Annotated in this window: 25 protein-coding genes; 17 read left to right on the forward strand and 8 right to left on the reverse strand. The window is 39.9% G+C overall.

From position 1 onward, the window contains the following. Positions 1-15 precede the first annotated feature (15 nt). Both AABM38_RS07870 and AABM38_RS07875 read left to right on the forward strand, forming a co-directional pair. A complete protein-coding gene (locus tag AABM38_RS07870; RefSeq protein WP_423409891.1) occupies positions 16-1833 on the forward strand; it encodes an ABC transporter ATP-binding protein in 1818 nt (605 codons plus the stop codon). A 463-nt stretch (positions 1834-2296) separates the two neighbouring features. Further along, complete coding sequence (locus tag AABM38_RS07875; protein WP_423409892.1) at positions 2297-3241, forward strand: DUF4349 domain-containing protein; 945 nt, start codon at positions 2297-2299, stop codon at positions 3239-3241. An 80-nt stretch (positions 3242-3321) separates the two neighbouring features. Here the strand turns inward: AABM38_RS07875 and rnjA are convergent, their stop codons facing one another. Together rnjA and AABM38_RS07885 are read right to left on the reverse strand one after the other, a co-directional pair. After that, a complete protein-coding gene (gene rnjA / locus AABM38_RS07880) occupies positions 3322-4989 on the reverse strand; it encodes a ribonuclease J1 (RefSeq protein WP_423409893.1) in 1668 nt (555 codons plus the stop codon). A gap of 3 nt (positions 4990-4992) precedes the next feature. Beyond that, complete coding sequence (locus AABM38_RS07885) at positions 4993-5205, reverse strand: DNA-dependent RNA polymerase subunit epsilon (RefSeq protein ID WP_423409894.1); 213 nt, start codon at positions 5203-5205, stop codon at positions 4993-4995. 672 nt (positions 5206-5877) lie between these two features. Here AABM38_RS07885 and AABM38_RS07890 point away from each other — a divergent pair. Next, positions 5878-6648 carry a Cof-type HAD-IIB family hydrolase gene (locus tag AABM38_RS07890; protein WP_423409895.1) on the forward strand — a complete coding sequence of 257 codons (771 nt, stop codon included), beginning with the start codon at positions 5878-5880 and terminating at the stop codon, positions 6646-6648. Positions 6649-6739: 91 nt separating this feature from the next. On the opposite strand, the gene def is transcribed toward AABM38_RS07890, so the two are convergent. Together def and AABM38_RS07900 are read right to left on the reverse strand one after the other, a co-directional pair. After that, entirely contained in the window at positions 6740-7294 is a 555-nt protein-coding gene (gene def, locus AABM38_RS07895; protein ID WP_423409896.1) for a peptide deformylase, read from the reverse strand. A 135-nt stretch (positions 7295-7429) separates the two neighbouring features. Beyond that, on the reverse strand, positions 7430-7549 hold the full coding sequence (locus AABM38_RS07900; protein ID WP_335379060.1) for a YjcZ family sporulation protein: 120 nt from the start codon (positions 7547-7549) through the stop codon (positions 7430-7432). 249 nt (positions 7550-7798) lie between these two features. Between AABM38_RS07900 and AABM38_RS07905 the strand changes: the two genes are divergently transcribed. The 5 genes from AABM38_RS07905 (at position 7799) to lpdA (ending at position 14001) form a co-directional block, all read left to right on the forward strand. Then, positions 7799-8473, forward strand: a complete 675-nt coding sequence (locus tag AABM38_RS07905; RefSeq protein ID WP_423409897.1) for a YkyA family protein — start codon at positions 7799-7801, stop codon at positions 8471-8473. A gap of 591 nt (positions 8474-9064) precedes the next feature. Then, a complete protein-coding gene (gene pdhA, locus AABM38_RS07910; RefSeq protein ID WP_423409898.1) occupies positions 9065-10180 on the forward strand; it encodes a pyruvate dehydrogenase (acetyl-transferring) E1 component subunit alpha in 1116 nt (371 codons plus the stop codon). A 3-nt stretch (positions 10181-10183) separates the two neighbouring features. Further along, positions 10184-11161 (forward strand): alpha-ketoacid dehydrogenase subunit beta, encoded by a 978-nt coding sequence (locus tag AABM38_RS07915; RefSeq protein ID WP_423409899.1) that lies wholly within the window; start codon positions 10184-10186, stop codon positions 11159-11161. 56 nt (positions 11162-11217) lie between these two features. Continuing rightward, entirely contained in the window at positions 11218-12588 is a 1371-nt protein-coding gene (locus tag AABM38_RS07920) for a dihydrolipoamide acetyltransferase family protein (RefSeq protein WP_423409900.1), read from the forward strand. A 3-nt stretch (positions 12589-12591) separates the two neighbouring features. Continuing rightward, positions 12592-14001 carry a dihydrolipoyl dehydrogenase gene (lpdA, locus tag AABM38_RS07925; protein WP_335379055.1) on the forward strand — a complete coding sequence of 470 codons (1410 nt, stop codon included), beginning with the start codon at positions 12592-12594 and terminating at the stop codon, positions 13999-14001. Between the two features lie 43 nt (positions 14002-14044). On the opposite strand, the gene AABM38_RS07930 is transcribed toward lpdA, so the two are convergent. After that, the gene (locus AABM38_RS07930) at positions 14045-14422 is read right to left on the reverse strand and encodes a small peptidoglycan-associated lipoprotein (protein WP_423409901.1); all 378 of its coding nucleotides are present in this window, start codon (positions 14420-14422) and stop codon (positions 14045-14047) included. 213 nt (positions 14423-14635) lie between these two features. Here AABM38_RS07930 and AABM38_RS07935 point away from each other — a divergent pair, with 213 nt between their 5' ends. Continuing rightward, the gene (locus AABM38_RS07935; RefSeq protein WP_423409902.1) at positions 14636-14875 is read left to right on the forward strand and encodes a hypothetical protein; all 240 of its coding nucleotides are present in this window, start codon (positions 14636-14638) and stop codon (positions 14873-14875) included. 37 nt (positions 14876-14912) lie between these two features. Then, complete coding sequence (locus tag AABM38_RS07940) at positions 14913-15779, forward strand: polysaccharide deacetylase family protein (RefSeq protein WP_423409903.1); 867 nt, start codon at positions 14913-14915, stop codon at positions 15777-15779. 59 nt (positions 15780-15838) lie between these two features. Here AABM38_RS07940 and AABM38_RS07945 read toward each other — a convergent pair whose 3' ends face one another. Continuing rightward, on the reverse strand, positions 15839-16273 hold the full coding sequence (locus AABM38_RS07945; protein WP_423409904.1) for a DUF1885 family protein: 435 nt from the start codon (positions 16271-16273) through the stop codon (positions 15839-15841). Between the two features lie 158 nt (positions 16274-16431). Here AABM38_RS07945 and AABM38_RS07950 point away from each other — a divergent pair, with 158 nt between their 5' ends. Both AABM38_RS07950 and AABM38_RS07955 read left to right on the forward strand, forming a co-directional pair. After that, positions 16432-16731, forward strand: coding sequence for a DUF3055 domain-containing protein (locus tag AABM38_RS07950; RefSeq protein ID WP_335379098.1), 300 nt, complete (start codon positions 16432-16434; stop codon positions 16729-16731). Between the two features lie 570 nt (positions 16732-17301). Further along, on the forward strand, positions 17302-17424 hold the full coding sequence (locus tag AABM38_RS07955) for a GapA-binding peptide SR1P (RefSeq protein WP_335378247.1): 123 nt from the start codon (positions 17302-17304) through the stop codon (positions 17422-17424). Positions 17425-17463: 39 nt separating this feature from the next. Here the strand turns inward: AABM38_RS07955 and AABM38_RS07960 are convergent, their stop codons facing one another. Continuing rightward, the gene (locus AABM38_RS07960) at positions 17464-18933 is read right to left on the reverse strand and encodes an aminotransferase class I/II-fold pyridoxal phosphate-dependent enzyme (protein ID WP_423409905.1); all 1470 of its coding nucleotides are present in this window, start codon (positions 18931-18933) and stop codon (positions 17464-17466) included. Positions 18934-19180: 247 nt separating this feature from the next. Here AABM38_RS07960 and AABM38_RS07965 point away from each other — a divergent pair, with 247 nt between their 5' ends. Both AABM38_RS07965 and AABM38_RS07970 read left to right on the forward strand, forming a co-directional pair. Beyond that, the gene (locus AABM38_RS07965) at positions 19181-20143 is read left to right on the forward strand and encodes an NAD(P)H-dependent flavin oxidoreductase (protein ID WP_423409906.1); all 963 of its coding nucleotides are present in this window, start codon (positions 19181-19183) and stop codon (positions 20141-20143) included. Between the two features lie 247 nt (positions 20144-20390). After that, positions 20391-20681, forward strand: a complete 291-nt coding sequence (locus AABM38_RS07970; protein WP_423410689.1) for a UPF0223 family protein — start codon at positions 20391-20393, stop codon at positions 20679-20681. Positions 20682-20885: 204 nt separating this feature from the next. Here the strand turns inward: AABM38_RS07970 and AABM38_RS07975 are convergent, their stop codons facing one another. After that, positions 20886-21506: a YktB family protein gene (locus AABM38_RS07975; protein WP_423409907.1), complete on the reverse strand. Its 621-nt coding sequence runs from the start codon at positions 21504-21506 to the stop codon at positions 20886-20888. A 167-nt stretch (positions 21507-21673) separates the two neighbouring features. Between AABM38_RS07975 and AABM38_RS07980 the strand changes: the two genes are divergently transcribed. The 3 genes from AABM38_RS07980 (at position 21674) to AABM38_RS07990 (ending at position 23977) form a co-directional block, all read left to right on the forward strand. Continuing rightward, entirely contained in the window at positions 21674-21868 is a 195-nt protein-coding gene (locus AABM38_RS07980; RefSeq protein WP_335378242.1) for a hypothetical protein, read from the forward strand. 850 nt (positions 21869-22718) lie between these two features. Then, a complete protein-coding gene (locus AABM38_RS07985; RefSeq protein ID WP_423409908.1) occupies positions 22719-23522 on the forward strand; it encodes an inositol monophosphatase family protein in 804 nt (267 codons plus the stop codon). Further along, positions 23516-23977 carry a GNAT family N-acetyltransferase gene (locus AABM38_RS07990; protein WP_423409909.1) on the forward strand — a complete coding sequence of 154 codons (462 nt, stop codon included), beginning with the start codon at positions 23516-23518 and terminating at the stop codon, positions 23975-23977. The genes AABM38_RS07985 and AABM38_RS07990 overlap by 7 nt, the downstream gene beginning before the upstream one ends. Positions 23978-23990: the final 13 nt, after the last annotated feature.

The following is a 23990-nucleotide window of genomic DNA, read 5'->3' on the forward strand; positions in this document are numbered from 1 at the left end:
AAAGGGGGGAAGGTTTTGAGCAAAAAAAGTAATTCTCATGTTTTAAAAAGGTTTCAATATTCTACCGACCAGGTGATTGATAAGCCTTTTAATTGGAAGCAAATGTCAAGGCTCTTCAGCTATATGCTTCCATATAAAGCATCGCTTGTTCCATTGTCAATAGCGATGGTTCTCATTACAACTGCCGTCAGGCTTGTTATCCCTATACTTATTGGGATATATACACTTGACCGTGCAGTGAAAAACAAAGATGCTAACATGTTAATCTGGCTCGTGGCTATAATTGCTGGCCTTTATTCAGCTGCATACATCGCAAATATATTTAGGATACGCTGGATGAATCAATTAGGGCAGAACGTCATTTACGATTTGCGTAAGCACTTATTCACCCATGTCCAGAATCTGTCGCACCGTTTCTTTGATCAGCGTTCGGCCGGTTCGATTCTGGTAAGAATCATGAATGATATTAACTCATTACAGGAATTGTTCACAAATGGAGTCATCAATCTGCTAATGGATATGGTCCTGCTGATTGGAATATTCTTTATTCTGTTTTCGTTAAGTCCTCAATTAACGCTGGCAATCATGGTGATCTTGCCGATCATGTTCTTGATTTCTACGAAATTGAGAAAAAATATCAGGCGTTCATGGCAAGATGTCCGTTTGAAACAATCTAAGCTTAATTCACACTTAAATGAAAGCATACAGGGAATCAGGGTTACACAGTCTTTTACTCAGGAAAAAGAGAACATGGCCTTTTTCGATGGAATCAACGATGAAACATTCCAGAGCTGGAAGTCAGCATCGCAAAAGAACGCCATGTTCAGGCCGCTGGTAGAATTGACAAACGCACTGGGGACCGCAGTTTTAATCTGGTACGGTGCACATCTGATCCAAAACGGCTCAATCTCAATTGGTGTATTCGTTTCATTTGCCTTTTATCTTGGCATGTTTTGGGAACCTATCTCAAGGCTTGGCCAGGTATACAATCAGTTATTAATGGGGATGGCATCTTCTGAAAGAATCTTTGAATTCCTGGATGAGAAGCCAATTGTATCAGAAGCAGATCACCCTGTAGAATTAAACGACCTCAAAGGGGAAATTCAATTTGAAAAGGCTGTATTCTCATATGACAACAAAAGGATTGCACTAAAAGGAATAAACCTTGAGATAAAGGCAGGCCAGACAGTTGCTCTTGTTGGCCATACAGGTTCAGGAAAAACGACGATCGCCAACTTAATCAGCCGCTTCTATGATCCTACTGCAGGAAGGGTACTGGTGGATGGACACGATTTAAAAAATGTTTCTCTCAGCAGTCTGAGGAAACACATCAGTATCGTATTACAGGATACATTCATTTTTTCAGGGACAATTTACGATAATATTCGTTTTGGCAGGCCTGAGGCAACTGATGAAGAGGTGAAGGCTGCAGCCAAAGCAGTTGGTGCTTCTGATTTTATTGAAAAACTCCCTAACGGTTTTCAAACAGAGGTAGAAGAGAGGGGCAATATTCTATCTGTTGGTGAAAGGCAGCTTCTTTCCTTTGCCAGGGCTCTGCTGGCGAATCCAAAAATTCTCATAATGGATGAGGCTACGGCTAGCATTGATACAAAAACTGAGATGAGAATCCAAAATGCACTGAAGACTCTATTAAAAGGACGGACCGCGATTATTATCGCTCACAGGCTGTCGACAATCCGGGAAGCAGATAATATTTTCGTTCTAGAAAATGGGCTTGTCATTGAAAAGGGCAATCATGAACAGCTTATGGATCAAAAAGGAGAATACTACGATCTTGTCCAGGCACAATTCAATATGCTGGATGCAGTATAAGAAGACTTCTATATGAAGGCTTCTCAGTTTGTCGACAAAGATACAGATCACAAGTCAATTATTGAGAACCTGTTGATTGCAGTGGAAGGCGCGCAGACTCCTCCGAAAATGCTAACGCATTTCCATCGTGCGCGGGCAGATTCGAGGAAGCTATTCAGAGTCCTGCGGGCTCAGCGCCAGCCCCGCGGAAAGCGAAGCGCCTGGAACGGAAATCAACAGACTTGTTTTACTTCTCACCTAAGATAAAAAAACTTTAGACAAGCCCACTATAATCGAGTTTGTCTACAGTCTGAGAAGCCTTCTTTATGAAGGCTTCTTTTGCTATTTAGAAGGTTGGCAGCTCAGTTAATAAAAAGGAACAACAATCAAGGATACAGTAGAAATGTTTATTTTGCTAATAATGTAACATTCTTGTAATAAAACCGTCTGATTCTTAAACAGTTTAAAATAAGGGGGCATGTTGATGTCGAAAAAGATAATGGCAGTCATATTGTTATTTATTCTCTTGCTTGCAGGCTGCAGCGGCGGGATGTCAGATGAAAGTAAATCTAGCAGTGATATGGGTGCAAAAACGGAATCCATGGATTACTCTGAGAGTAACGATGTTTCTTTTTCAGAAGGAGAAAAAGACTCGGCTTTAGAAAATAATCAATCTGATGACGGAAAAGCGAAAACGAACGCTGCTGAAGCTGCTATTGTACGAATGGTCATTTATAATGCAGAATTGAATTTAAGAGTCAAAAACTTTGAAAAAGCCCGCAATGCCCTCGAACAAAAGGCAAAAAGCTATAAAGGATATATCGTAAATTCCAGTTCCAGCCGTTATGATGGAGAACAGCAAAGTGGCACAATGACCTTCAGGATCCCTCAGGAGCATTTCCAGGCTTTTCTGACCGATGCAGAGGGTTTATCGGTACAAGTATACAATCGTCAGGTTAGCGGTGAAGATGTAACGGAAGAATATGTGGACCTTGAATCAAGACTAAAGTCTAAAAGGGTAGTGGAAGCCAGGCTCCTTGAATTCATGAAGCAGGCACAAAAGACCGAGGATTTGTTGAAAATCTCTTCTGACCTTGCGAACGTCCAGGAGGAAATAGAACAGGTTTTAGGCAGGAAAAAGTTCCTTGAAAATCAGTCAGCCTTAGCTACTGTAACGATTTCACTGGAAGAAAATGCTGTGTCTGTCCCAAAAATCGATAACGATAACTTGAACACCTGGCAAAAGATTAAAAAGCAATTTGCTGATAACATCAATATTCTTCTGTCAGCGGGTTCCGGAATCATAGTCTTCTTGATCGGCAACCTCCCAATCTTACTGATTGTAGGCTTTATGGTTTCAGCGATAATATTTTTTGTCAGAAAATATGCTAAACGCCCTGAGAATAATGATATCGACTCAAATAGCTAAGTGACAGACTTTGTTAAAACCAATTGTTATTTAATAAAGTGAAATGAAAAAAACCGTTGCATTTGCAACGGTTTTTTCTATTAAACCTCCATGATGATCGGTAAAATCATCGGGCGGCGTTTTGTTTTCTCATAAAGGAACGGTGCTAATGTGTCCGTGATTTCATTTTTAATTTCGGACCACTGAGTTGTTTTTCTTTCCATTACTTTGTTTAAATGCTTGCTAATCAAGCTCTGGGCATCATTGATTAAATCGCCGGATTCCCTCATATAGACGAATCCGCGGGATATCAGGTCAGGTCCTGCAGCAATTTTGAATTCCTTCATGTTGATGCTGACTACAACCACAACAAGTCCTTCTTCAGAAAGGATGCGGCGATCGCGCAAAACGATGTTTCCGATATCACCAACTCCGCTGCCGTCAATATACACATTTCCGGATGGAATCTTACCTGCAACGCCAACTTCATTATCGCCTAATGCCAGTACTTCACCATTATCCATGATAAAGCAATTTTCTTCAGGAACACCACAGTCGGTGGCAAGCTTTGTATGCATCTTCTGCATGCGATACTCACCATGGATTGGCATAAAGTATTTCGGTTTGATCAGGCGAAGCATTAATTTTTGTTCTTCCTGGCCGCCATGACCTGAAGTATGAATGTCATTTAAAGATCCATGGATGACATCAGCCCCTGCACGAGAAAGCATGTTGATCGTACGATTTACGCTGATTGTATTGCCTGGGATAGGAGATGAAGAAAATACAACTGTATCGCCAGGCTGGATCTGAATTTGTCGGTGAGTGCCATTGGCGATTCTCGATAAAGCAGCCATAGGTTCTCCCTGACTTCCAGTACAAAGGATTGTAACCTGGTTAGCAGGCAGTCGATTTATTTGCTGTGCTTCAATGAAAGTATCCTTAGGCGCATTAATATAGCCGAGATCTTGTCCAATATTAATTGCTGATTCCATGCTTCTTCCAAAGACTGCTACTTTTCTGCCTGTCGTAACAGCAGCTTCAACAACCTGCTGTAATCGATGGATGTTTGAAGCGAAGGTAGCGAAAATGATGCGGCCATCCACTTTTCTAAAAATATCATGAATGCTTTCCCCAACACGGCGTTCTGACATCGTAAAATGAGGGACTTCAGCATTTGTGCTGTCTGAAAGCAGGCATAGTACGCCTTCTTTTCCGATTTCAGCCATCTTCGTTAAGTTAGCTGGTTCGCCGACAGGTGTAAAATCGAACTTGAAATCTCCTGTGTGGACAACTTGCCCTGGAGGAGTTTTAACAACAACGCCATAGGAGTCAGGAATACTATGAGTAGTCCGGAAAAATGTGACCGAAGTTTTGCGGAATTTGATGATGTCATCTTCCTGTATTTCAATCAGTTTTGCTTTTCTCAATAAGCCGTGTTCTTCCAGCTTGTTCTTGATCAAACCTAGAGCAAGCTTTCCTCCATAAATCGGAATATTGATTTCACGCAATAAATAAGGAATACCGCCAATATGGTCTTCATGGCCATGGGTAATGAAAAGACCTTTGATTTTATCTTCATTCTTTATCAGGTATGAATAATCAGGAATAACATAATCGATCCCAAGCAATTCATCTTCTGGAAATTTAATGCCAGCATCAATTAGTATAATCTCGTCCTGAAATTGCACACCATAGGTGTTTTTGCCGATTTCGCCTAGTCCTCCCAATGCGAAAACCGCAGTTTGGTCATTTTTTACAAATTTCATAAATTATCCTATCTCCAATACTTCAAAGTCTTCTTTTTGTTTTTCATATTCAAAATAATTACCCTTAACAGCCTCAACATACTCCACGTTATATTGGCGGTCAGCAATTTTTGTCCGAACATCTCTTTCAGATTCAGCTTCCACGTATATTGTCTTTGTTTTTTCACGTACGGGAACTTGCTTGTTAGATTCCTGGAAGTAAACTTTAAAAATCATGTAAAATCTCTCTCCTTAATTAAATTAAACTTTTTCTATTTTATAGGGCTTTTTTTGTAAGGATTGCAGCATTTGCACCATATTAGACTCTCCGTTTAAGAACCCGCTTAAAATGAGGGGGGAAGGGCCATGAATGTCAAACAACAATCTGTACGAAAAAGCCATTTATAAAAAATTGACAATTTTTACATTGTAATTGTACATCAAATTATAAACTTGCTAAGTGTAACCCTTTTTTTCAGCTATTAACCAATTTACAATAAGGAAGGAGCCCTTCGCAAGTTTGAAGGGCTCAAAAGTTTATGCGATAGTTTTTTTACGAAGCAAATCTTTCCACTGTTTTAAGAGCTTCTTTCTTAGCTTCTTTAACATAGTGGATCATCTCCTTAGTTCTTATTTTAAACTATCCTTGTCCAAAGTAAAGTAAACAAGGGAAAGTTTAGCAAAGATTATTTTTCAAATTCCTACCTTTTTGTTTATATTATATGATGAAATAGAAAATTTTTTCATGGGTAATGATGGAATGTCATGAATTGTCATTGATTTGCCATAGTTTAGATTTTCTTTTTTATGTACAATGCACTTAGAAATTTGCTAGACTGCTTTAAATAACCAAAAAACTGTATGATAATAGCGGAATACCCCAAGAATGATGCAGCAAAGGAGAATAACATGAGTAAAATTGTATTTTTTGATATTGATGGGACATTGCTGGACCATGATAAAAATTTGCCGGCTTCCACCAAGAAAGCAATAACCCTTCTTAAGGAGAATGGTGTCTTTGTTGCAATCGCAACAGGGAGGGCGCCGTTTATGTTCGAGAGCTTGAGAAAAGAACTTGATATCGATTCTTTTGTCAGCTTCAATGGACAGTACGTAGTTTTTGAAAACGAACCAATTTATAAAAATCCATTAAATTCTCAAAAGATAGAGGACCTCTATTTTAAAGCAAAGGAAAATGGACATCCTGTCGTATTCATGAATCACAAAACGATGAAATCTTCTGTAAAACACCATGCTTTTATTGAAGAGAGTCTTGGGGGCTTGAAGTTTGCCCATCCTGGTCATGACGATGCTTTTTATGTGGACAAGGATTTATATCAAACACTGCTATTTTGTGAAGAAGGGGATGAAGAGTTTTACAGGGAAACCTATCCTGATTTCACTTTGATCAGGTGGCATCCATATTCTGTTGATATTTTGCCAGTTGGAGGGTCCAAGGCTGAAGGGATAAAAAAGATGATTGAAAGGCTGGGATTCAAGCCTGAAAATGTTTATGCTTTTGGCGATGGCTTGAATGATTTTGAAATGCTGAAAGCAGCTGGAACTGGGGTTGCCATGGGGAATGCGGTGCCTGAGCTGAAGGAACATGCCAACCTAGTTACGCGTGATGTTGATGATGACGGTATCTGGCATGGATTGAAAGAATTGAATTTAATTTAATATGATAAGAGCTGCTTTACAATCCTTCAATCATTACCGGGAGATGTAAGGAATGAGCTCAAAAAAAAGCCGGATCAAAGTTGATTCGGCTTTATCTTTCAATTGGAGATGCATTTGGTATTTCTTTGTAAGGATCTTGTTTATTGATATGATCGTAAAACATGATGCCATTAAGATGGTCAATCTCATGCTGAAAAACAATTGCAGGCAGGCCTTTCAGTCTTAGTTTGACTTCAGTTCCATCAAGGTCAGTTCCTTTTACAGTAACCCTTGCATATCTAGGAACATAACCTGGAATCGACTCGTCAACAGAGAGGCAGCCTTCGCCTGCAGCGAGATAAGAACGTTCAACTGAGTGGCTGATAATTTTAGGATTGAAAAGAGCATAGCTGAACAAGTTTCCTTTTTCATCATTAACATGGACGGCTATCATCCGTTTTGAGACATTTATTTGCGGTGCGGCAAGTCCAATTCCGGGCCGTAGTCCATGTTCTTGAGCGACTTCCGGGTCTTGGCTATTTTTTACGTATTGTAACATGCTTTCTAAAATTGTCTTGTCTTCCTGGGAAGCAGGCAATTTGACTTCTTCCGCAACTTTGCGGAGGACAGGATGTCCATCACGTACGATATCATCCATCGTCAACATAAACTTCACCTCTTGTTTCTATAGTATGTAATATTTTTAAGTCTAACAAAAGAACATTAAAAAGTTAACTAGAAAAATGTTTGCTATAGATATTCAAAAAGAGAAGATGCTATTATACATCTTCTCTCTTAGTGATTAGAATCTCCTGCAAGAGCAGCCTACGATGATGAGGAGTATGAACAAAACGACAATTAAAGCGAATCCTCTTCCATAACCTACACCCGGATAACCACATCCGTAACCATAACCGTACATAAAGGAAACCCTCCTCTTATATGTTTTTCGCCCATCAGTTCTGATGGGTCGATTGCTATAGCCTATGCGGTTTAAGAAATTTGGTATAGGCTTGCGCCTAAGGCATAAACTTCAAAATAAAGGAATAAAGTTTATTAAGGGACAAGCTTATATGAATATTTTGAAGGCAGCTTACTGACTTCCTTATTAATTGTCAAATCACGCCGCAATCGCTATAGTAAAATTGGTATCTGTGAGGAGGTTTTTATTTTGTCCATTTTAAAAAGCATCGGTTTATCCATCGTATTGATGGCTGGTGTATTAAGTCTTGCCGGATGTATGGATCGGCAAACTCCAGAGGAAAAAATGTTTGAAGAGCTTGAAAAAGTGGTGTCTACTGAAAAGGTTTTTGAAGATCAGCAGGACCCTCTAGTGGAATTAGAAAAGCAGGAAAAAGAAATTTACGAACAAATCATATCACTTGGGATGAAAGAATATGACCAGATTGTTAAGCTAGCGGATGAAGCGCTCACAATAGCTGACAAGAGAGAGGAACATATCGAGAAGGAAAAAGAAAGCATAAAAAAGTCAGAACAGGAATTTAAGAATGTATCTAAAATAGCTGAAGAAATAGAGGACCCTTCCCTAAAGAAACAAGCTGCTGAATTACAGGCAACTATGAAAGAAAGATACAAAATACATGATGAATTATATAAAAACTATAAACAAGGCCTGCAATACGACAAAGAGCTTTACGAAATGCTGAAGGATAAAGATTTGAGCTTTGAAAAGCTTGAGGAGCAAATCAATAAAGTGAACAAGGTATATGAATCAGTTTTGAAAAACAACCAGGAATTCAATGATAGAACGGATCGTTACAACAAAGAAAAAATGGACTTTTATAAAAAGGCGGGAATAGAAGTTAATACCGAGACAAAAAAATAATGAAATGACTCAAATTAGCCTGCATGCAAATGTGGGCTTTTTTTATTTCATCACACTACCACGTTAAACCGGTGGGGGTCTGACCCCCACCGGTTTAACGCGGTGAATTGTTGTGTAATACAGTTTTAATTAAAAGTAATTTATTATAGTACAGTAATAAATATTTATTAATACAGTTACTGAAAAAGGATAATAACATATAGATAGTGTATAAAATTAAAAAAGATAAAACTAAGTATTTGACGGAGTTATTTTCGTGATGTAAACTAAAAAACGAATGAGTTGATTGTATTACTTTATTATTGATTTCCATTGATACAGTCCAGTTGACATGGAAATGGGCAAATAATAGTTTTTTTATAGCTAATCTGTGGAAAACTAATTAATGGTGTGTTCACAACCTATGCATGGCTGTAAGTCATTAGGTTTCCATCCTGCATTGTATGCGCTCCAGCCTAATAGATAAATTTAATGCAATTTTGTGCTCAGATGTATTTAGAAACCCGGGGAAGTTTATCCTGATTTTGGGTAACCTATTTCTGTATATTCAATTAAAAATTCATGAAGTTAAGAAAGGAAGAGGTGGCTCTGATGGCATCTAAAACAAAAAACAACACTTTTGATGCAATGAAGCAGCTCGAGAATGTTGAAAGCCAATTCGAAATGTTCCAAATTTTAAACGAAGAGGGCGAAGTCGTTAATGAAGCGGCAATGCCTGAGCTTTCAGATGAGCAATTACAAGAATTAATGAAGCGCATGGTTTACACTAGAATCCTTGATCAGCGTTCCATTTCATTAAACCGTCAAGGACGCCTTGGCTTCTACGCTCCGACAGCAGGACAGGAAGCTTCCCAGCTTGCATCCCAATTTGCACTGGAAAAAGAAGACTTCATCCTTCCTGGCTACCGTGATGTTCCACAAATGATCTGGCACGGACTTCCGCTTGCACAGGCATTCCTATTCTCACGCGGACATTTCAAAGGAAATCAGATTCCTGAAGGTGTAAATGTTATTTCACCACAAATCATCATCGGTGCGCAATACATTCAGGCTGCGGGAGTTGCTCTTGGAATGAAGAAGCGCGGTGCTCAATCTGTTGCTGTAACTTATACAGGAGATGGCGGTGCATCACAAGGTGATTTCTATGAAGGAATTAACTTTGCAGGTGCATACAAAGCGCCAGCAATCTTCTTCGTTCAAAATAACCGTTTTGCGATTTCAACTCCTGTTGAAAAACAATCCGCTGCTAAGACAATTGCTCAAAAAGCTGTAGCAGCTGGTATTCCAGGAATCCAAGTCGATGGTATGGACCCGCTTGCAGTATATGCTGTAACACTTGAAGCGCGTAAGCGTGCAATCAATGGCGAAGGACCTACTTTGATCGAAACAATGACTTACCGTTATGGCCCACATACAATGGCTGGTGACGACCCAACTCGCTACCGTACTGCTGATCTAGATAACGAGTGGGAAAAGAAAGATCCATTAGTACGTTTCCGTAAGTTCCTTGAAACTAAAAACCTTTGGAACGAAGAAATGGAAAACGAAACAATTGAAAAGGCTAAGGAAGATATTAAAGAAGCAATCAAAGAAGCTGACAATACTCCTAAGCAAAAGGTTACTGACCTGATTTCTATCATGTATGAAGAAATGCCAAAACACTTACAAGAACAGTATGAAATATATAAAGAGAAGGAGTCGAAGTAAGCCATGGCTCAAATGACAATGATTCAAGCAATTACAGATGCGTTGCGCACAGAACTTCGCAACGATCCTAATGTACTTGTATTTGGGGAAGATGTAGGAGTAAACGGCGGTGTATTCCGTGCTACTGAAGGACTTCAAACTGAATTTGGAGAAGATCGTGTATTCGATACTCCACTTGCAGAATCTGGAATCGGCGGTCTTGCGATCGGTCTTGCACTACAAGGCTACCGTCCAGTACCTGAAATCCAATTCTTTGGGTTCGTATTTGAAGTAATGGACTCTGTTGCTGGTCAAATGGCTCGTATGCGTTACCGTTCAGGCGGCCGTTACAATTCACCTGTTACAATCCGCTCACCATTCGGCGGTGGCGTACATACGCCAGAAATGCATGCTGACAGCCTTGAAGGTATGGTTGCACAGCAGCCAGGTCTTAAAATTGTCATTCCATCAACTCCATATGATGCAAAAGGGTTACTGATTTCAGCAATCCGTGACAATGACCCGGTTATTTTCCTAGAGCACATGAAGCTTTACCGTTCATTCCGCCAGGAAGTACCTGAAGAAGAGTATACAATTCCTTTAGGAAAAGCAGATGTGAAACGTGAAGGTAAAGACCTATCCATCATTACTTATGGTGCTATGGTTCACGAATCCCTTAAGGCAGCAGAAGAGCTTGAAAAGGAAGGTCATTCTGTTGAAGTAATCGACTTAAGAACAATCATGCCACTAGACATCGAAACAATTGTAGCATCTGTTGAAAAAACTGGCAGAGCGATTGTTGTTCAGGAAGCACAAAAACAGTCAGGAATTGCTGCTCATGTTGTTGCTGAAATCAATGACCGTGCAATCTTAAGCCTGGAAGCACCAGTATTGCGCGTTGCTGCTCCAGATACAGTTTTCGCATTCTCTCAAGCAGAAACTGTATGGCTGCCTAACTACAAAGATGTAATTGAAACGGCTAAGAAAGTCCTTACATTCTAATAATACAAAAGTTGAAATTGATAATAGGTTCGACAAAAATAGGAGGGTGAATTCCATTGGCATTCCAATTTAAACTGCCTGATATCGGTGAAGGCATTCACGAAGGTGAAATTGTCAAGTGGTTCGTAAAGCCTGGCGATAAAGTTCAGGAAGACGATGTACTTTGTGAAGTGCAAAATGATAAAGCAGTAGTAGAAATTCCTTCACCAGTTACTGGTACAGTAGAAGAAGTATTAGTTGAAGAAGGAACAGTCGCTACAGTTGGACAGGTACTAGTAACTTTCGATGCACCTGGATATGAAGATCTTAAGTTTAAAGGTGACGAGGAAGATGCACCTGCTGAACAACCAAAGCAAGAAAAAACAGAAGCTCAGGTTCAATCTACATTAGAAGCTGGACAGGATATTAAAAAAGAAGCTGCCGAAGCTCCTGCTCCTGTAGCTGAAACAGGCGCTGGCGCTGCTGCTGCACCACAAGCAGAAGTGGACCCTAACCGCCGCATCGTAGCTATGCCATCTGTACGTAAATACGCTCGTGAAAAAGGCGTTGATATCCGTCAGGTTGCTGGTTCAGGAAAAAATGGCCGTATTGGCAAGGAAGATATCGATAGCTTCATGAATGGTGGTGCTGCTGCAGCTGCTCCACAGGCAGAACAGACTCAACAAGCTGCACCAGCAGAAGAAGCACCTAAGGCTGCTGCTGCAAATGCCCTTCCTCAAGGTGAGTACCCTGAAACACGTGAAAAGATGAGCGGAATCAGAAAAGCGATTGCCAAGGCAATGGTTAACTCTAAGCATACAGCTCCTCACGTTACACTTATGGATGAAATCGATGTTACGAAACTTGTTGCACACCGCAAAAAGTTCAAAGAAGTTGCTGCTGCTAAAGGAATTAAGCTTACATTCCTTCCTTACGTGGTAAAAGCATTAACAAGTGCTTTACGTGAATACCCAGCATTGAACACATCTTTAGATGATGCTACAAGCGAAATCGTTCATAAGCACTATTACAATATCGGTATTGCTGCTGATACAGAAAAAGGCTTGCTAGTTCCTGTCGTTAAAGATGCTGACCGTAAGTCTGTATTCTCAATTTCAAATGAGATTAATGAACTTGCAGGAAAAGCTCGTGATGGAAAGCTTGCTCCAACTGAAATGAAAGGTGCATCTTGCACTATCTCTAACATCGGTTCTGCTGGCGGACAGTGGTTCACTCCGGTTATCAACCATCCGGAAGTTGCAATCCTTGGAATTGGCCGCATTGCAGAAAAGCCAGTAGTTAAGGATGGGGAAATTGTCGCTGCTCCTGTACTTGCGCTTTCTCTAAGCTTCGATCACCGCATGATCGATGGCGCAACGGCACAGAATGCATTGAACCATATCAAACGTCTATTGAACGATCCAGAACTATTGTTAATGGAGGGGTAATAAATGGTAGTAGGAGATTTTCCAATCGAAACTGATACTCTTGTCGTCGGCGCAGGTCCTGGCGGATATGTGGCAGCCATTCGTGCTGCCCAGCTGGGACAAAAAGTTACAATCGTAGAAAAAGCAACTCTTGGCGGCGTATGCCTAAATGTTGGATGTATTCCTTCAAAGGCTCTTATTTCTGCAGGCCATAGATTTGAAAATGCTAAGCACTCTGAAGACATGGGAATTAAAGCTGAAAACGTAACGCTTGATTTCTCTAAAGTCCAGGAGTTCAAAGCAGGTGTAGTAAAGAAGTTGACTGGCGGCGTTGAAGGTTTATTGAAGGGCAACAAAATCGACATCGTAAGAGGCGAAGCGTATTTCGTGGATGCCAACACGATTCGTGTAATGGATGAGAATTCTGCCCAGACATACACGTTCAAAAATGCAATCATTGCAACTGGTTCTCGTCCAATCGAGATTCCTGCATTCAAATATACTAAGCGTGTACTTGATTCTACAGGCGCATTGAATCTTCAGGAACTGCCTGAGAGCATTGTAGTAATCGGTGGCGGATACATCGGAACAGAGCTTGGCGGAGCATATGCTAGCTTTGGAACAAAGGTAACAATCCTTGAAGGCGCTGATGAAATTCTTAACGGTTTCGAGAAGCAGATGTCTGCTCTTGTAAAACGCAATCTTAAGAAAAAGGGTGCTGAAATTATCACTAAGGCACTTGCTAAAGGCGTAGAGGAAACTGATACTGGTGTGACTGTAACGTACGAAGCTAAAGGCGAAGAGCAAAAAGTTGAAGCTGATTACGTATTTGTCATGGTAGGAAGAAAGCCAAACACTGATGAGCTTGGACTTGAGCAAGTTGGCATCGAAATGACTGACCGTGGTGTCATTAAAATCGACAAGCAATGCCGCACGAATGTAAGCAACATTTACGCAATCGGCGACGTTGTTGAGGGACCGCCACTGGCACACAAAGCATCCTATGAAGGTAAAATTGCAGCAGAAGCAATTGCTGGCCATCCATCTGAAATTGATTACCTGGCTATTCCAGCTGTAGTATTCTCTGATCCAGAATTGGCATCTGTAGGTTACTCTGAAAAGCAGGCAAAAGATGAAGGACTGGATATCATTGCAGCTAAATTCCCGTTTGCTGCTAATGGCCGTGCACTTTCACTTAACCAGACAGACGGCTTCTTGAAGCTTATTACTCGTAAAGAAGACGGTATTGTAATCGGTGCCCAAATCGCTGGACCAAATGCATCAGACATGATTGCAGAGCTTGGCTTAGCGATTGAAGCAGGTATGACTGCAGAAGATCTTGCAATGACAATCCACGCACATCCAACGCTTGGAGAAATCACAATGGAAGCTGCAGAAGTAGCTCTAGGAAACCCAATTCATATCGTAAAATAATAGATAAAAAAATCCTTTCCATCTGGAAAGGATTTTTTTATCTTTAATCATTTTGGAGTACAGCTGAAAGCGGTTCAATGATTTCGTCCTTAGTAACAGTGCCATTAACATTGGCAATCACCTTGTCTCCATGTACAACAAGTATTGCTGGGAATTGTTCCACCTCAAATAGATCATAGTATTTTTTAGCATTCGAAGCTTTTATGACCATCATATTATCAAATTCAGCTGGATATTGTTTCTTTAATTCAATAATCGCATCATAATAAGAGGCTTCATGCTTATAGTCCTTTTCATCTGAAAAAAAGACTACTTGCTTTATACCTTCACTCAACATTAAATCATCAGAATCATTTACGGGGTTACAAGAAGCCGTTAGGAAAAGGAACGAAGCGACAAAAACAAAAGATAAGCCTTTCATTTCTCTTTGCCTCACTTTTTTTCGGATTCGTGAAAATCTACGGTTAATAGTTGTCCATATTTTATCACAGCAATTTCCAAAAAAATGAGATGTTATTGAAATGTTACATAAATGAAAAATATCCCTGGGACATGGACATATAATATAAACAACCCATATGTTTAGTTTCCAAAAGCTAGGGAAGAGATTATTTAAGTAATGGTGGTGGAAGGTGTGAAGGTGTATACAGTGGTCTTGCTGCAATTGATCATTTGGAGTGGGTATACATTTATTGAATGGCTGTCAAAACATGATCATCCCATTTATAATGTTATTATGTTCTTAGTGTTTTTCTATTTAGCCATAATAATAGGTAACTACATAATGAAATCGACAAAGAAGACGTTTATCATTACCCTGACCAGCCTTGCTATCTATGCTTCGTTTCATTTTACAATGTCTGTTATTGTTTAAATTCACACCAGGGTATTGTCAGCAGGAGGGATGAGGTATGAAGAAGAAACTGTTAATGTTTGCTGCCGTTTTTCTAATAGTAGGCTGCGCAGCAAATGAAGTTCAAAAGGATGAAGATCAAAATAAAGAGGCCGCAATACTTGAGAAACAAGAAAAGAATGAAGAAATCAAAAATCAGGAAACCGAAGAAGTGGTAAAGCCTGATGAGCAGCCTGCGGATGAAAGCACGAATCCCGATCCCGCACCAACAATATCAGAGTATAAATTGAGGGATGACTTCTCCATCCAGAATATTAGCAATCCCGACGAGAAAATAGTCCTGCTGACAATTGACGATGCACCAGATAAAAATGCTTTAACAATGGCAAAAGTCTTGAAGGATTTGAATGTTAAAGCAATCTTTTTTGTCAATGGTCATTTTATTGATACCCCTGAAGAAGGTGAAGTTCTGAAACAAATTCACCAGATGGGCTTTCCAATTGGGAATCATACGTACAATCATAAATCTTTAAAGGATTTGACAGAGGAACAGCAAAGGATTGAAATCGTCGGCTTAAATGACAGGATAGAAGAATTGATTGGAGAGCGTCCACGCTTTTTCAGAGCACCGTTCGGGATGAATACTGAATACAGCAAGAAGATAGCTGCTGAAGAACAGATGCTGCTGATGAACTGGACTTACGGCTATGATTGGGAAAAGGCATACCAATCGAAGGAAGCTATAGCAGATATTATGGTCAATACTCCACTTCTAAGGAATGGAGCAAACCTGCTGATGCATGACAGAGAATGGACAAGCGCAGCCTTGGGTGACATTGTGAAGGGACTGCAGAATAAAGGGTATAAAATAGTTGATCCAGATCAAATAGAGACTCCTGACCGTAAAGAAACGGCTGCTCAATAGCAGCCGTTTCTTTATTGTTTAAGTCGATGTTCCTTCAATTGAAGATTGTTTTACTCTTCTTATTTTCGTGGATTGAAATACATTACTCTACCGTTGAATAAATGCAATTCACCCTGCAGTTTTTTTCCAAGGAATTTGCTGAACTCGTTAGCTTTCCCTTTGTCGCCAGCGGTAGCTGTCGGAGGAAGCGTAATTTGTATGTATGCTTGCTCGCGTTCTGTATCATTTTCATCGACGATTGTTTCTTTGTCTACTCCAAATAAAATCGCATTGTAGCGGTCTTGGGAGGAGTGTAGATAAAACCATGTCCCTTTGCCTTCTTCTTTTTCTTTTAGCTCATAAGGAAATGCGGAGTTTTCATAGTTCCAATCTACCTGGTCTCCGGTTTTAGCCGTTATTTGTTTGTAGTAATTAAATAAATCTTTGAGTTCATCGGTGGAAATGGCTTGCTGAGTTGATGATGGAACAAGTTTTATATAAGCATTACTAGACATTGTCCAATCCCCTTTTTCAATCGATTCTCCATCATTTTATCACTGAGGGAAAAGCATTGACAATAGAATATGAGCTTTTTAGCTTCATATGTCTTGCCTTTTTGGCAAAAATGAATTATAATAATATTCTAAATATTTAATTAAAAAGGAGGAGGCATATGGAACTATTCGAAAAGCTTTATGATGAACACGAAAAAGTTCAGGTCAGATTTGTGGGGTTCACAACCTATGATACTCGGTATGACTTTGGGATTGTGTTTACAAATATGTTTTTCGGAAAACCGCTCGTTGTATGTATGCAGACGGGGCGTTCAGCACTCCTCGATCCAAAGGATATTGAAGATGTAGAATTTTTGCAGAAAGCTTTCCATATCACCGAAGTACGTCAGGCTGAAGATCTCGCATTATTTTTCAATGAAGAGCTGCCAACGTCCCCATTCCAGACTCAATACGAATAACATCCTGGAGCAGGCCAAAAAGGCCTGTTTTATTTTTTTGTGTTTTCTTAAAGATTATTGTTATTAAAGTAATGCTTGAAAGTAAACGATTGAATAAATTGATTTGAACAGAATGGGACAGACTCCTGAGAAAATGCTAGCGCATTTCCATCGTGCGTGGGTGTATTCGGGGAAGCTCTTCAAAGTCTTTAGAGAGCAGCGGGACAGATGAGACCCTAAAGTACGATAAAAAGCCGAAGACGCTAACTGCATCCCATGAAGAATTTGTTTATGAAAAAGCTGGTCCTCGGGCTTTTTCGTGATTTTCTGCGGAAAGCGAATCGCCTGAAACGATAATCAACAGCCGTGTTTAACAGAGCTTTTTACTTTAAAGGGGATTTAAGGTATTGGATTAAAAGTGACATACTGATATGCTATACATCATATTATTAGTAAGTGAATAACCTAAACAACCAATAAATAATTAAAAGTGTTATACAATTAACCCTTGAAATATCAATAGTGTTATATTATTATATATCTAAAGAGGTTAAAGCGCTTTCAAAACAATATGAAAAGGGGTTTGAAAAGATGGGTACAATCGTTTGTCAAACTTGCAATTCTACAATTGACCATTTCGAAGATGAAAAAGTTTCTGTACTTTATTCAAAAAAATGCGACTGCTGTGACCATGAGGGTGCAGAAGAAAGATAAGAATATATAAAAGGGCATGCGCTGCATGCCCTTCTTTTTTTATCGAATTGCTTTATGTTCTTTGATTACCCTGAAATATTTCAATTCATCATCTTCTGGTCCTTGAACGGGCAGGCCAGCTTCCATATTTGTTTTGATATAAACAAGGTTTTCTTCGGTAATGATTTCTCCAGGAATGAAGATTGGTATCCCTGGCGGATAAACCATAACAAATTCTGCGATGATTCTTCCTTCTGATTCTTCAAATGGAACAACCTCTGTATCCGCGTAAAAAGCATCTCGAGGTGTTAGCGCCAATAACGGAATGTCTGGCAGCATGACTTCAGCATGAACTTTTTCTGCTAGATGGTGAAATTCCTTAGAAAGTTCACGCAATGCTTCAACAAGAATTTTTGCTTCCTTTTCTGTGTCACCAGGAGTTATGATGCACAGAATATTGTACAAGTCGGATAATTCAACTTCGATATTGTATTTTTCACGAAGCCAGTTTTCAACCTCATAGCCTGTGATGTTCAGATCTTTAATGCTGATCAGCACTTTTGTTGGATCAAAATCGAATGTAGCATTCGTTCCAAGCAAGTCTTCACCTGGACAATAAAGATGTTCAATCTCATTAACCTGTCCGCGGATCCATTGTGCCAATTTTATAGTGCGATCAATAATCTCTCTTCCTTCCGTCGCAAGCCTTCTCCTTGCAGTATCCAGTGAGGCAAGCAAAAGGTATGAAGTAGAGGTTGTCGTAAGCATGCTGATGATTGATTGTACGCGTTTTGAGGACACAAGTCCTTCTTTTACATTCAAGATTGAACTCTGGGTCATCGAACCACCTAGCTTATGGACACTGGTAGCGGCCATGTCAGCACCAGCTTGCATAGCTGATAATGGAAGATCTTCATGGAAGTGGATATGGACTCCATGAGCCTCGTCAACCAAGACAGGCACTTTGTAGGAATGAGCAATGTCGACAATCTTCTTTAAGTCGGCAGCAAAACCGAAATAAGTTGGATTAATGACAAGCAAGCCCTTTGCATCAGGATGCTGTTCCAAGGCTCTCTCAACAGAATCCGTTGTGATTCCGTGGGATATACCAAGGTTTTTATCAATTTCCGGATGGATGAAGATTGGAATTGCACCTGAAAATACAATGGCAGACATAATAGATTTGTGCACGTTCCTCGGGACAATAATTTTATCCCCAGGTCCGCATACAGTCATGATCATGGTCATGATCGCTCCGCTAGTACCTTGTACGGAGAAGAATGTATGGTCCGCTCCAAAAGCTTCAGCAGCCAGTTCTTGTGCTTGCTTGATGATTCCCTTCGGAGAATGGAGGTCATCAAGAGGTCCAATGTTAATCAAATCAATTGATAATGCGTTATCTCCAATGAAATTCCTGAATTCAGGATCAATTCCGCTCCCTTTTTTATGTCCTGGAATGTGAAACTGAATTGGGTTCTTTTCTGCGTGTTTTAATAGGCTAGTAAATAACGGTGTTTCGTATTGTGACAATTGATAATCACACCTCTTTATTTAATTAGATTTTATCGTTCAAATGGAAGTTATTTTTGTTTTGTTTTTAAAAAAATAAAACACATGCATTATAGCACTAATCATACCCTTTGCAAAGAAATATTCAGGACTGCATTTTATTTATGGATACATATTGAGGTGTGTGCAATGGGTGCAAAAGAAAAAAAGGAATAGCAGCAATAAGATAGAAGTAATTATAAAACAGATTAATTGAGGGAGAGAGCATATGAACTGGAAAACTGAAGTGACTGAACTATTAGGAATTAAATATCCAATCATTCAGGGGGGGCTTGCTTATTTAGCTTATTCAGATTTGGCGGCGGCTGTTTCGAACGCCGGCGGGCTAGGACAGATTACTGCTATGTCATTGCCTGATCCTGAGGCACTCCGCAGTGAAATTCGAAAAGTCAGGGGGTTAACTGACCAACCGTTTGGAGTGAATTTCGCGATTGGCCAGCATGGAAGACCATTCTCTCATTATCTGGATGTAGCGATTGAGGAAAACGTGCCAGTTATTTCGATGACAGGAGGAAATCCTTCCCCGATTTTTGAACAGCTGAAGGGAACAACTATAAAAAAAATGGTTCTTGTAGCGGCAAAAAGGCAGGCTCAGAAAGCAGAAGAGCTGGGGGCAGATGCTGTCATGGTTGTAGGTCAAGAAGGCGGAGGTCACTTGGGTAAAAGTGATATCGGTACGATGGTATTGATCCCGGCTGTGGTGGATGCAGTCGATATACCTGTCATTGCTTCAGGTGGAATTGGCGATGGAAGAGGCCTGATGGCAGCGTTAAGCCTTGGGGCACAGGGGATAGAAATGGGAACTAGGTTCATAGCGACGAAGGAATGTGTCCATGCAAATGAAGTGTATAAACGCAGATTGGTTGAAGGAACTGAAAACGATACAACAGTTATTAAAAGAACACTAGGGACGCCAGCAAGGGCTATTACAAATCCTCTAACAAAACGGATAATAGAAATCGAAAAAAATGATGGGGGCAATTATGAAGCAGTGAAAGATTTAATAAGCGGCGCTGCCAATAGGAAATATATATATGATGGTGATGAAGAGAATGGATTCGGCTGGGCAGGACAGATAATGGGTCTTATCAAGGATTCGCCAGCAGTAGGTGAATTATTTGAGAGAATAATAAAAGAAGCGGAAGAAATAAGAAGGGGCTGGGGCAATTAGGGTATTTGTTGCACTGTAGATTAATTAACTGTAAAATCTACTAAGATTAATCATTAAAATCGTACTCATTGTTGTTTTTTCTGGGATCATTAACCTTTATGTTGAATTCCCTGTAATTATTGGCACTGTAATAGATAATTATTTATTTGGAATATGTTGATTGGAATGGAATCAACAGGCAATTTCAACAGCGCCAAACTATGAAAAGCAGCAATTACATACGCAAGTCTATAAAGCAGGTGAAATGATGGATTATCAATATCCGATTGACTACACATGGTCGACAGATGAGATTGTCGATGCAATCCATTTCTTTGAATGTATCGAAAAGGCTTATGAAAATGGAATTGACCGGGACGTATTGCTGCATGCATATCGTCGCTTCAAGGAAATCGTACCGGGAAAAGCACAAGAAAAGTCACTCTTCAATGAATTTGAAGAGGTGAGCGGCTACGCTTCCTATCAGGCTGTAAAATCGATAAAAGAAATTAGCTCAGGAAAAAAGATAAAAATATCTCAACAAAAACGAAAGCATTGATCAATCAACACGAAAGGAGCCCATTTAGAATGGGCTCCTTATTTTGTTAGAAGAGCTTCCAATTGCCTGCCTATAAGGGCAAACTATTTTACTGCATAAGTACAAAAACGGCCTATCTGTGGTATGCAAGTGCAGACAACAGATAGGCCGTTTTAGGCAGGCAGCGCTTGATGGAGTTGAGAAGACGCCGCCGTTTTTCTATGTTTATGCCAATTTATATAGGGGTAATATCTCTTTAAATACAAACTCAATTTTGGAAAGCATTTCTTCACCGCTAATGTTGACGGCTTGCTCGCGGGGAATGTTCATTCCGCATAAGATTTCAGCCTTTTTCACAGTCTGAAGGCGAGTGAACATTGTAAGGAGTTCTTCCTTGGTTAATTCGCTGTGCAAGTTGGCATCTGGCTTCATATGATCGCCAGACCAGTAGAAATCCTTCGGAATCTGCTTGTAGATGGAATGTATGTTTTTTTCCAGCTTCTTGCCGAATGCTTCCTTATTAGGTGCTTCATAAATAACGGCAAACCAGATAAAAACATGGGTTTCCCATAGTCCGATTTGAAAATGAGGGAGCATTTTATAACCTCTTGGATTACTTGCAAAAGCAACCCATGTATCCTTTGGAGGATTCTTTGTTCTTCGCGCATGTTTTGCAACATGGTAATGCATTTCATCTCCTGCGAGGCTCGATAACGTTGGAGCAAAGTGCTGACCTAGCGCTTCCAGCTTGGGTCGGATTTGAGATTTCAAGGCCTCCATTCGTTCGTCGAGACCGTCAATATTAAAAACATTAAAATCAGCTTGTGTGAATCCTGAAAATGACAATATGATAACCTCCTACTGCTTTGTCAAATATTGTAGCAAAAGCTTATCGAAATTTGAAGCAACAGGCATTTTCGAAAACTAGGTATACGCACATATTTGTACCAATGCCACTTAAAAGTTCATACAATAAATAAAAATCCAGAAAATAAATAGAGGAGTGTAGAATAATGAAACAACTAATAAATTCGACAAGAAAAAAAAATGGTGAAATGCAGCGGACAGCAGTACTTAGATTGGAAATGGATTATGAATTGGCTACACTTTTTGACGCTATGAATGACTCTGATAAGCCTAAAATGAAAGAATGTAAACAAAGATTAGAAAGAATCAGACAGGAATTATTGCGGTTAAAAGCATTGTAATTTTGATAAAATGAATCAGAAAGTAAAAGGAAAAGAAATAATGAAGAAATTAGCTATACTAAACTGCAGCATCATCCGACTTTAACGAACTCCTGTATTGATGACGGAGTTCGTTTCTTATGTTTTTGGCTCTGTAAATCCTGAATGCTGATTTACATACCCTGTTGATTGTGGTGAAAGGGCGTAGACTCCTCCGAAAATGCTATCGCATTTTCATAGTGCGTGGTCAGGTTCGAGGGAACTGTTTAGAGTCTGGGGGCTCAGTGCCAGCATCTAGAAGAATTTGTTTATGAAAAAGCAGGCATAGGGTTTTGCATAATTCTTCCTCTGAAAGCGAAGCACGTGAAACGAAAATCAACAGTCTTGTTTAGCAGCGCCATTTTTAGATAAGATCATTCAATCCTTGCATGTAAGATCACCATAAGGGGGAATCCTAAAACTTGATGTGAAGGAAATAAATCCGCTAAGCTAGGATTATACTCCATACTTATGTCGGGGCTTAGAAGTGAATTAAAAACATTAACCTATATTGTTAATCATGGCCAGAAAATTTAGGCTGTGTTAACGATCAATGTTGATTTTTTAAGCTCTGTTGATTGTAGTGGAAGGAGCGCATACTCCTCCGAAAATGCTACCGCATTTTCATCGTGCGTGGGCAGATTCGAGGAAGCTATTCAGTGTCCTGCGGGCGCAGCTGGTCAGGTGAGACCACGCTGGAGCGAATGACGAGGAGACTCAACGCCAGCCCCGCGGAAAGCGAAGCGCCTGGAACGGAAATCAACAGCCAAGTTTAACACAGCCAAAATTCAAGTAATGATCTGAATAAAATAAAGGATCGGGGGAAAGCTGAATGGATTACAATTTGAAAGAGATTGATACATATGCAAAAAAATGGGTTAAAGAGGCTGGAGAAAATATAAGGGCTTCTTTTCCGAAAACATTGAATGTCACGTCAAAATCCAATCCAAATGACTTGGTTACAGATATAGACAAAGGGACAGAAAAATATTTCATCGAGAAAATCAAAGGAACTTACCCAAATCATCGGATTTTGGGAGAGGAAGGCTACGGTGATAAAGTAACCGCCCTTTCAGGGGTAGTCTGGATTATCGACCCAATCGATGGAACAATGAATTTTGTCCATCAGCAGCGCAACTTTGCAATTTCAATCGGGATTTATATTGACGGTGAAGGAATGATTGGTTTAATTTATGATGTGGTTCATGATGAACTGTACCATTGCATCAAAGGAAATGGTGTTTATTTGAATGAGAATTCAGTCCCAAACCTTGAGCCATCTATAGTGAGTGAATCCATCATTGCCCTAAATGCAACATGGGTAGCTCCTAATAAGCGAATTAACCATGAATTACTTATTCCTCTTGTCAAAGATGTACGCGGGACCCGGTCATATGGTTCAGCAGCCATGGAAATGGTCTATGTTGCAACAGGAAGAATAGATGCTTATCTCACTCCGAGACTGGCTCCATGGGATATTGCCGCAGGTATCATCATGATTAAAGAGCTTGGCGGGGAAGCTACTACACTCAGGGGAGAAGAATTCAATATGCTGCAGGAAAATTCCTTGTTTGTATCGAAACCGGGTCTTCATGCAGATATATTAAAAAATTACCTTAAGGATGGAAAATGGTAAAAGTGTTGTGGAGGGCATTCCAGAAAAGTGATCTTCCTTTTTTTCAAGAAGTCATTTCTGAAAGTGGGAAATGGCTGGAAAATGAATTGCAAGGTGCTGACCTAGAACATTATATGAATCAATATGATGAATTAGCTGGTGAATGGAGAGTATGGGAGTGGGAAGGCTCTCCAGCTGCAATCACATTCCTTTTGGAGTCAGCTCCCTCAAATCGAAAAGCCTGGCTGGGAACGATCCTGGTCAAAGCCTCGGAAAGAAGAAAAGGTATAGCAACTAAGATTTTGAATGATCTTGCTTCAGAGCTGAATGGCAGAGGGCATAGGGCGATATTCGCAGGGGTGCCGATTAATGAATATGAATGGTCAAATTTCCTTAGTGATTGTGGATTCGAACAATTTAAAGCAGAAGAAAATGATGATGAAACCTTTTTGATCATGGTTCGCCCGATTGATTAGCCGGCTGGTATTT

It is taken from the genome of Heyndrickxia sp. MSNUG (assembly GCF_049532715.1).
GTDB lineage: Bacteria > Bacillota > Bacilli > Bacillales > Cytobacillaceae > Mesobacillus.

What these genes read in the sequence shown, in the direction of transcription:
- AABM38_RS07875 (WP_423409892.1), top strand. Translation starts at nt 2,297, where the DNA reads ATGTCGAAAAAGATAATGGCAGTCATATTGTTATTTATTCTCTTGCTT.
- rnjA (WP_423409893.1), bottom strand. Translation starts at nt 4,989, where the DNA reads ATGAAATTTGTAAAAAATGACCAAACTGCGGTTTTCGCATTGGGAGGA.
- AABM38_RS07885 (WP_423409894.1), bottom strand. Translation starts at nt 5,205, where the DNA reads ATGATTTTTAAAGTTTACTTCCAGGAATCTAACAAGCAAGTTCCCGTA.
- AABM38_RS07890 (WP_423409895.1), top strand. Translation starts at nt 5,878, where the DNA reads ATGAGTAAAATTGTATTTTTTGATATTGATGGGACATTGCTGGACCAT.
- def (WP_423409896.1), bottom strand. Translation starts at nt 7,294, where the DNA reads ATGTTGACGATGGATGATATCGTACGTGATGGACATCCTGTCCTCCGC.
- AABM38_RS07900 (WP_335379060.1), bottom strand. Translation starts at nt 7,549, where the DNA reads ATGTACGGTTATGGTTACGGATGTGGTTATCCGGGTGTAGGTTATGGA.
- pdhA (WP_423409898.1), top strand. Translation starts at nt 9,065, where the DNA reads ATGGCATCTAAAACAAAAAACAACACTTTTGATGCAATGAAGCAGCTC.
- AABM38_RS07915 (WP_423409899.1), top strand. Translation starts at nt 10,184, where the DNA reads ATGGCTCAAATGACAATGATTCAAGCAATTACAGATGCGTTGCGCACA.
- lpdA (WP_335379055.1), top strand. Translation starts at nt 12,592, where the DNA reads ATGGTAGTAGGAGATTTTCCAATCGAAACTGATACTCTTGTCGTCGGC.
- AABM38_RS07930 (WP_423409901.1), bottom strand. Translation starts at nt 14,422, where the DNA reads ATGAAAGGCTTATCTTTTGTTTTTGTCGCTTCGTTCCTTTTCCTAACG.
- AABM38_RS07940 (WP_423409903.1), top strand. Translation starts at nt 14,913, where the DNA reads ATGAAGAAGAAACTGTTAATGTTTGCTGCCGTTTTTCTAATAGTAGGC.
- AABM38_RS07945 (WP_423409904.1), bottom strand. Translation starts at nt 16,273, where the DNA reads ATGTCTAGTAATGCTTATATAAAACTTGTTCCATCATCAACTCAGCAA.
- AABM38_RS07950 (WP_335379098.1), top strand. Translation starts at nt 16,432, where the DNA reads ATGGAACTATTCGAAAAGCTTTATGATGAACACGAAAAAGTTCAGGTC.
- AABM38_RS07955 (WP_335378247.1), top strand. Translation starts at nt 17,302, where the DNA reads ATGGGTACAATCGTTTGTCAAACTTGCAATTCTACAATTGACCATTTC.
- AABM38_RS07965 (WP_423409906.1), top strand. Translation starts at nt 19,181, where the DNA reads ATGAACTGGAAAACTGAAGTGACTGAACTATTAGGAATTAAATATCCA.
- AABM38_RS07970 (WP_423410689.1), top strand. Translation starts at nt 20,391, where the DNA reads ATGGATTATCAATATCCGATTGACTACACATGGTCGACAGATGAGATT.
- AABM38_RS07980 (WP_335378242.1), top strand. Translation starts at nt 21,674, where the DNA reads ATGAAACAACTAATAAATTCGACAAGAAAAAAAAATGGTGAAATGCAG.
- AABM38_RS07985 (WP_423409908.1), top strand. Translation starts at nt 22,719, where the DNA reads ATGGATTACAATTTGAAAGAGATTGATACATATGCAAAAAAATGGGTT.
- AABM38_RS07990 (WP_423409909.1), top strand. Translation starts at nt 23,516, where the DNA reads ATGGTAAAAGTGTTGTGGAGGGCATTCCAGAAAAGTGATCTTCCTTTT.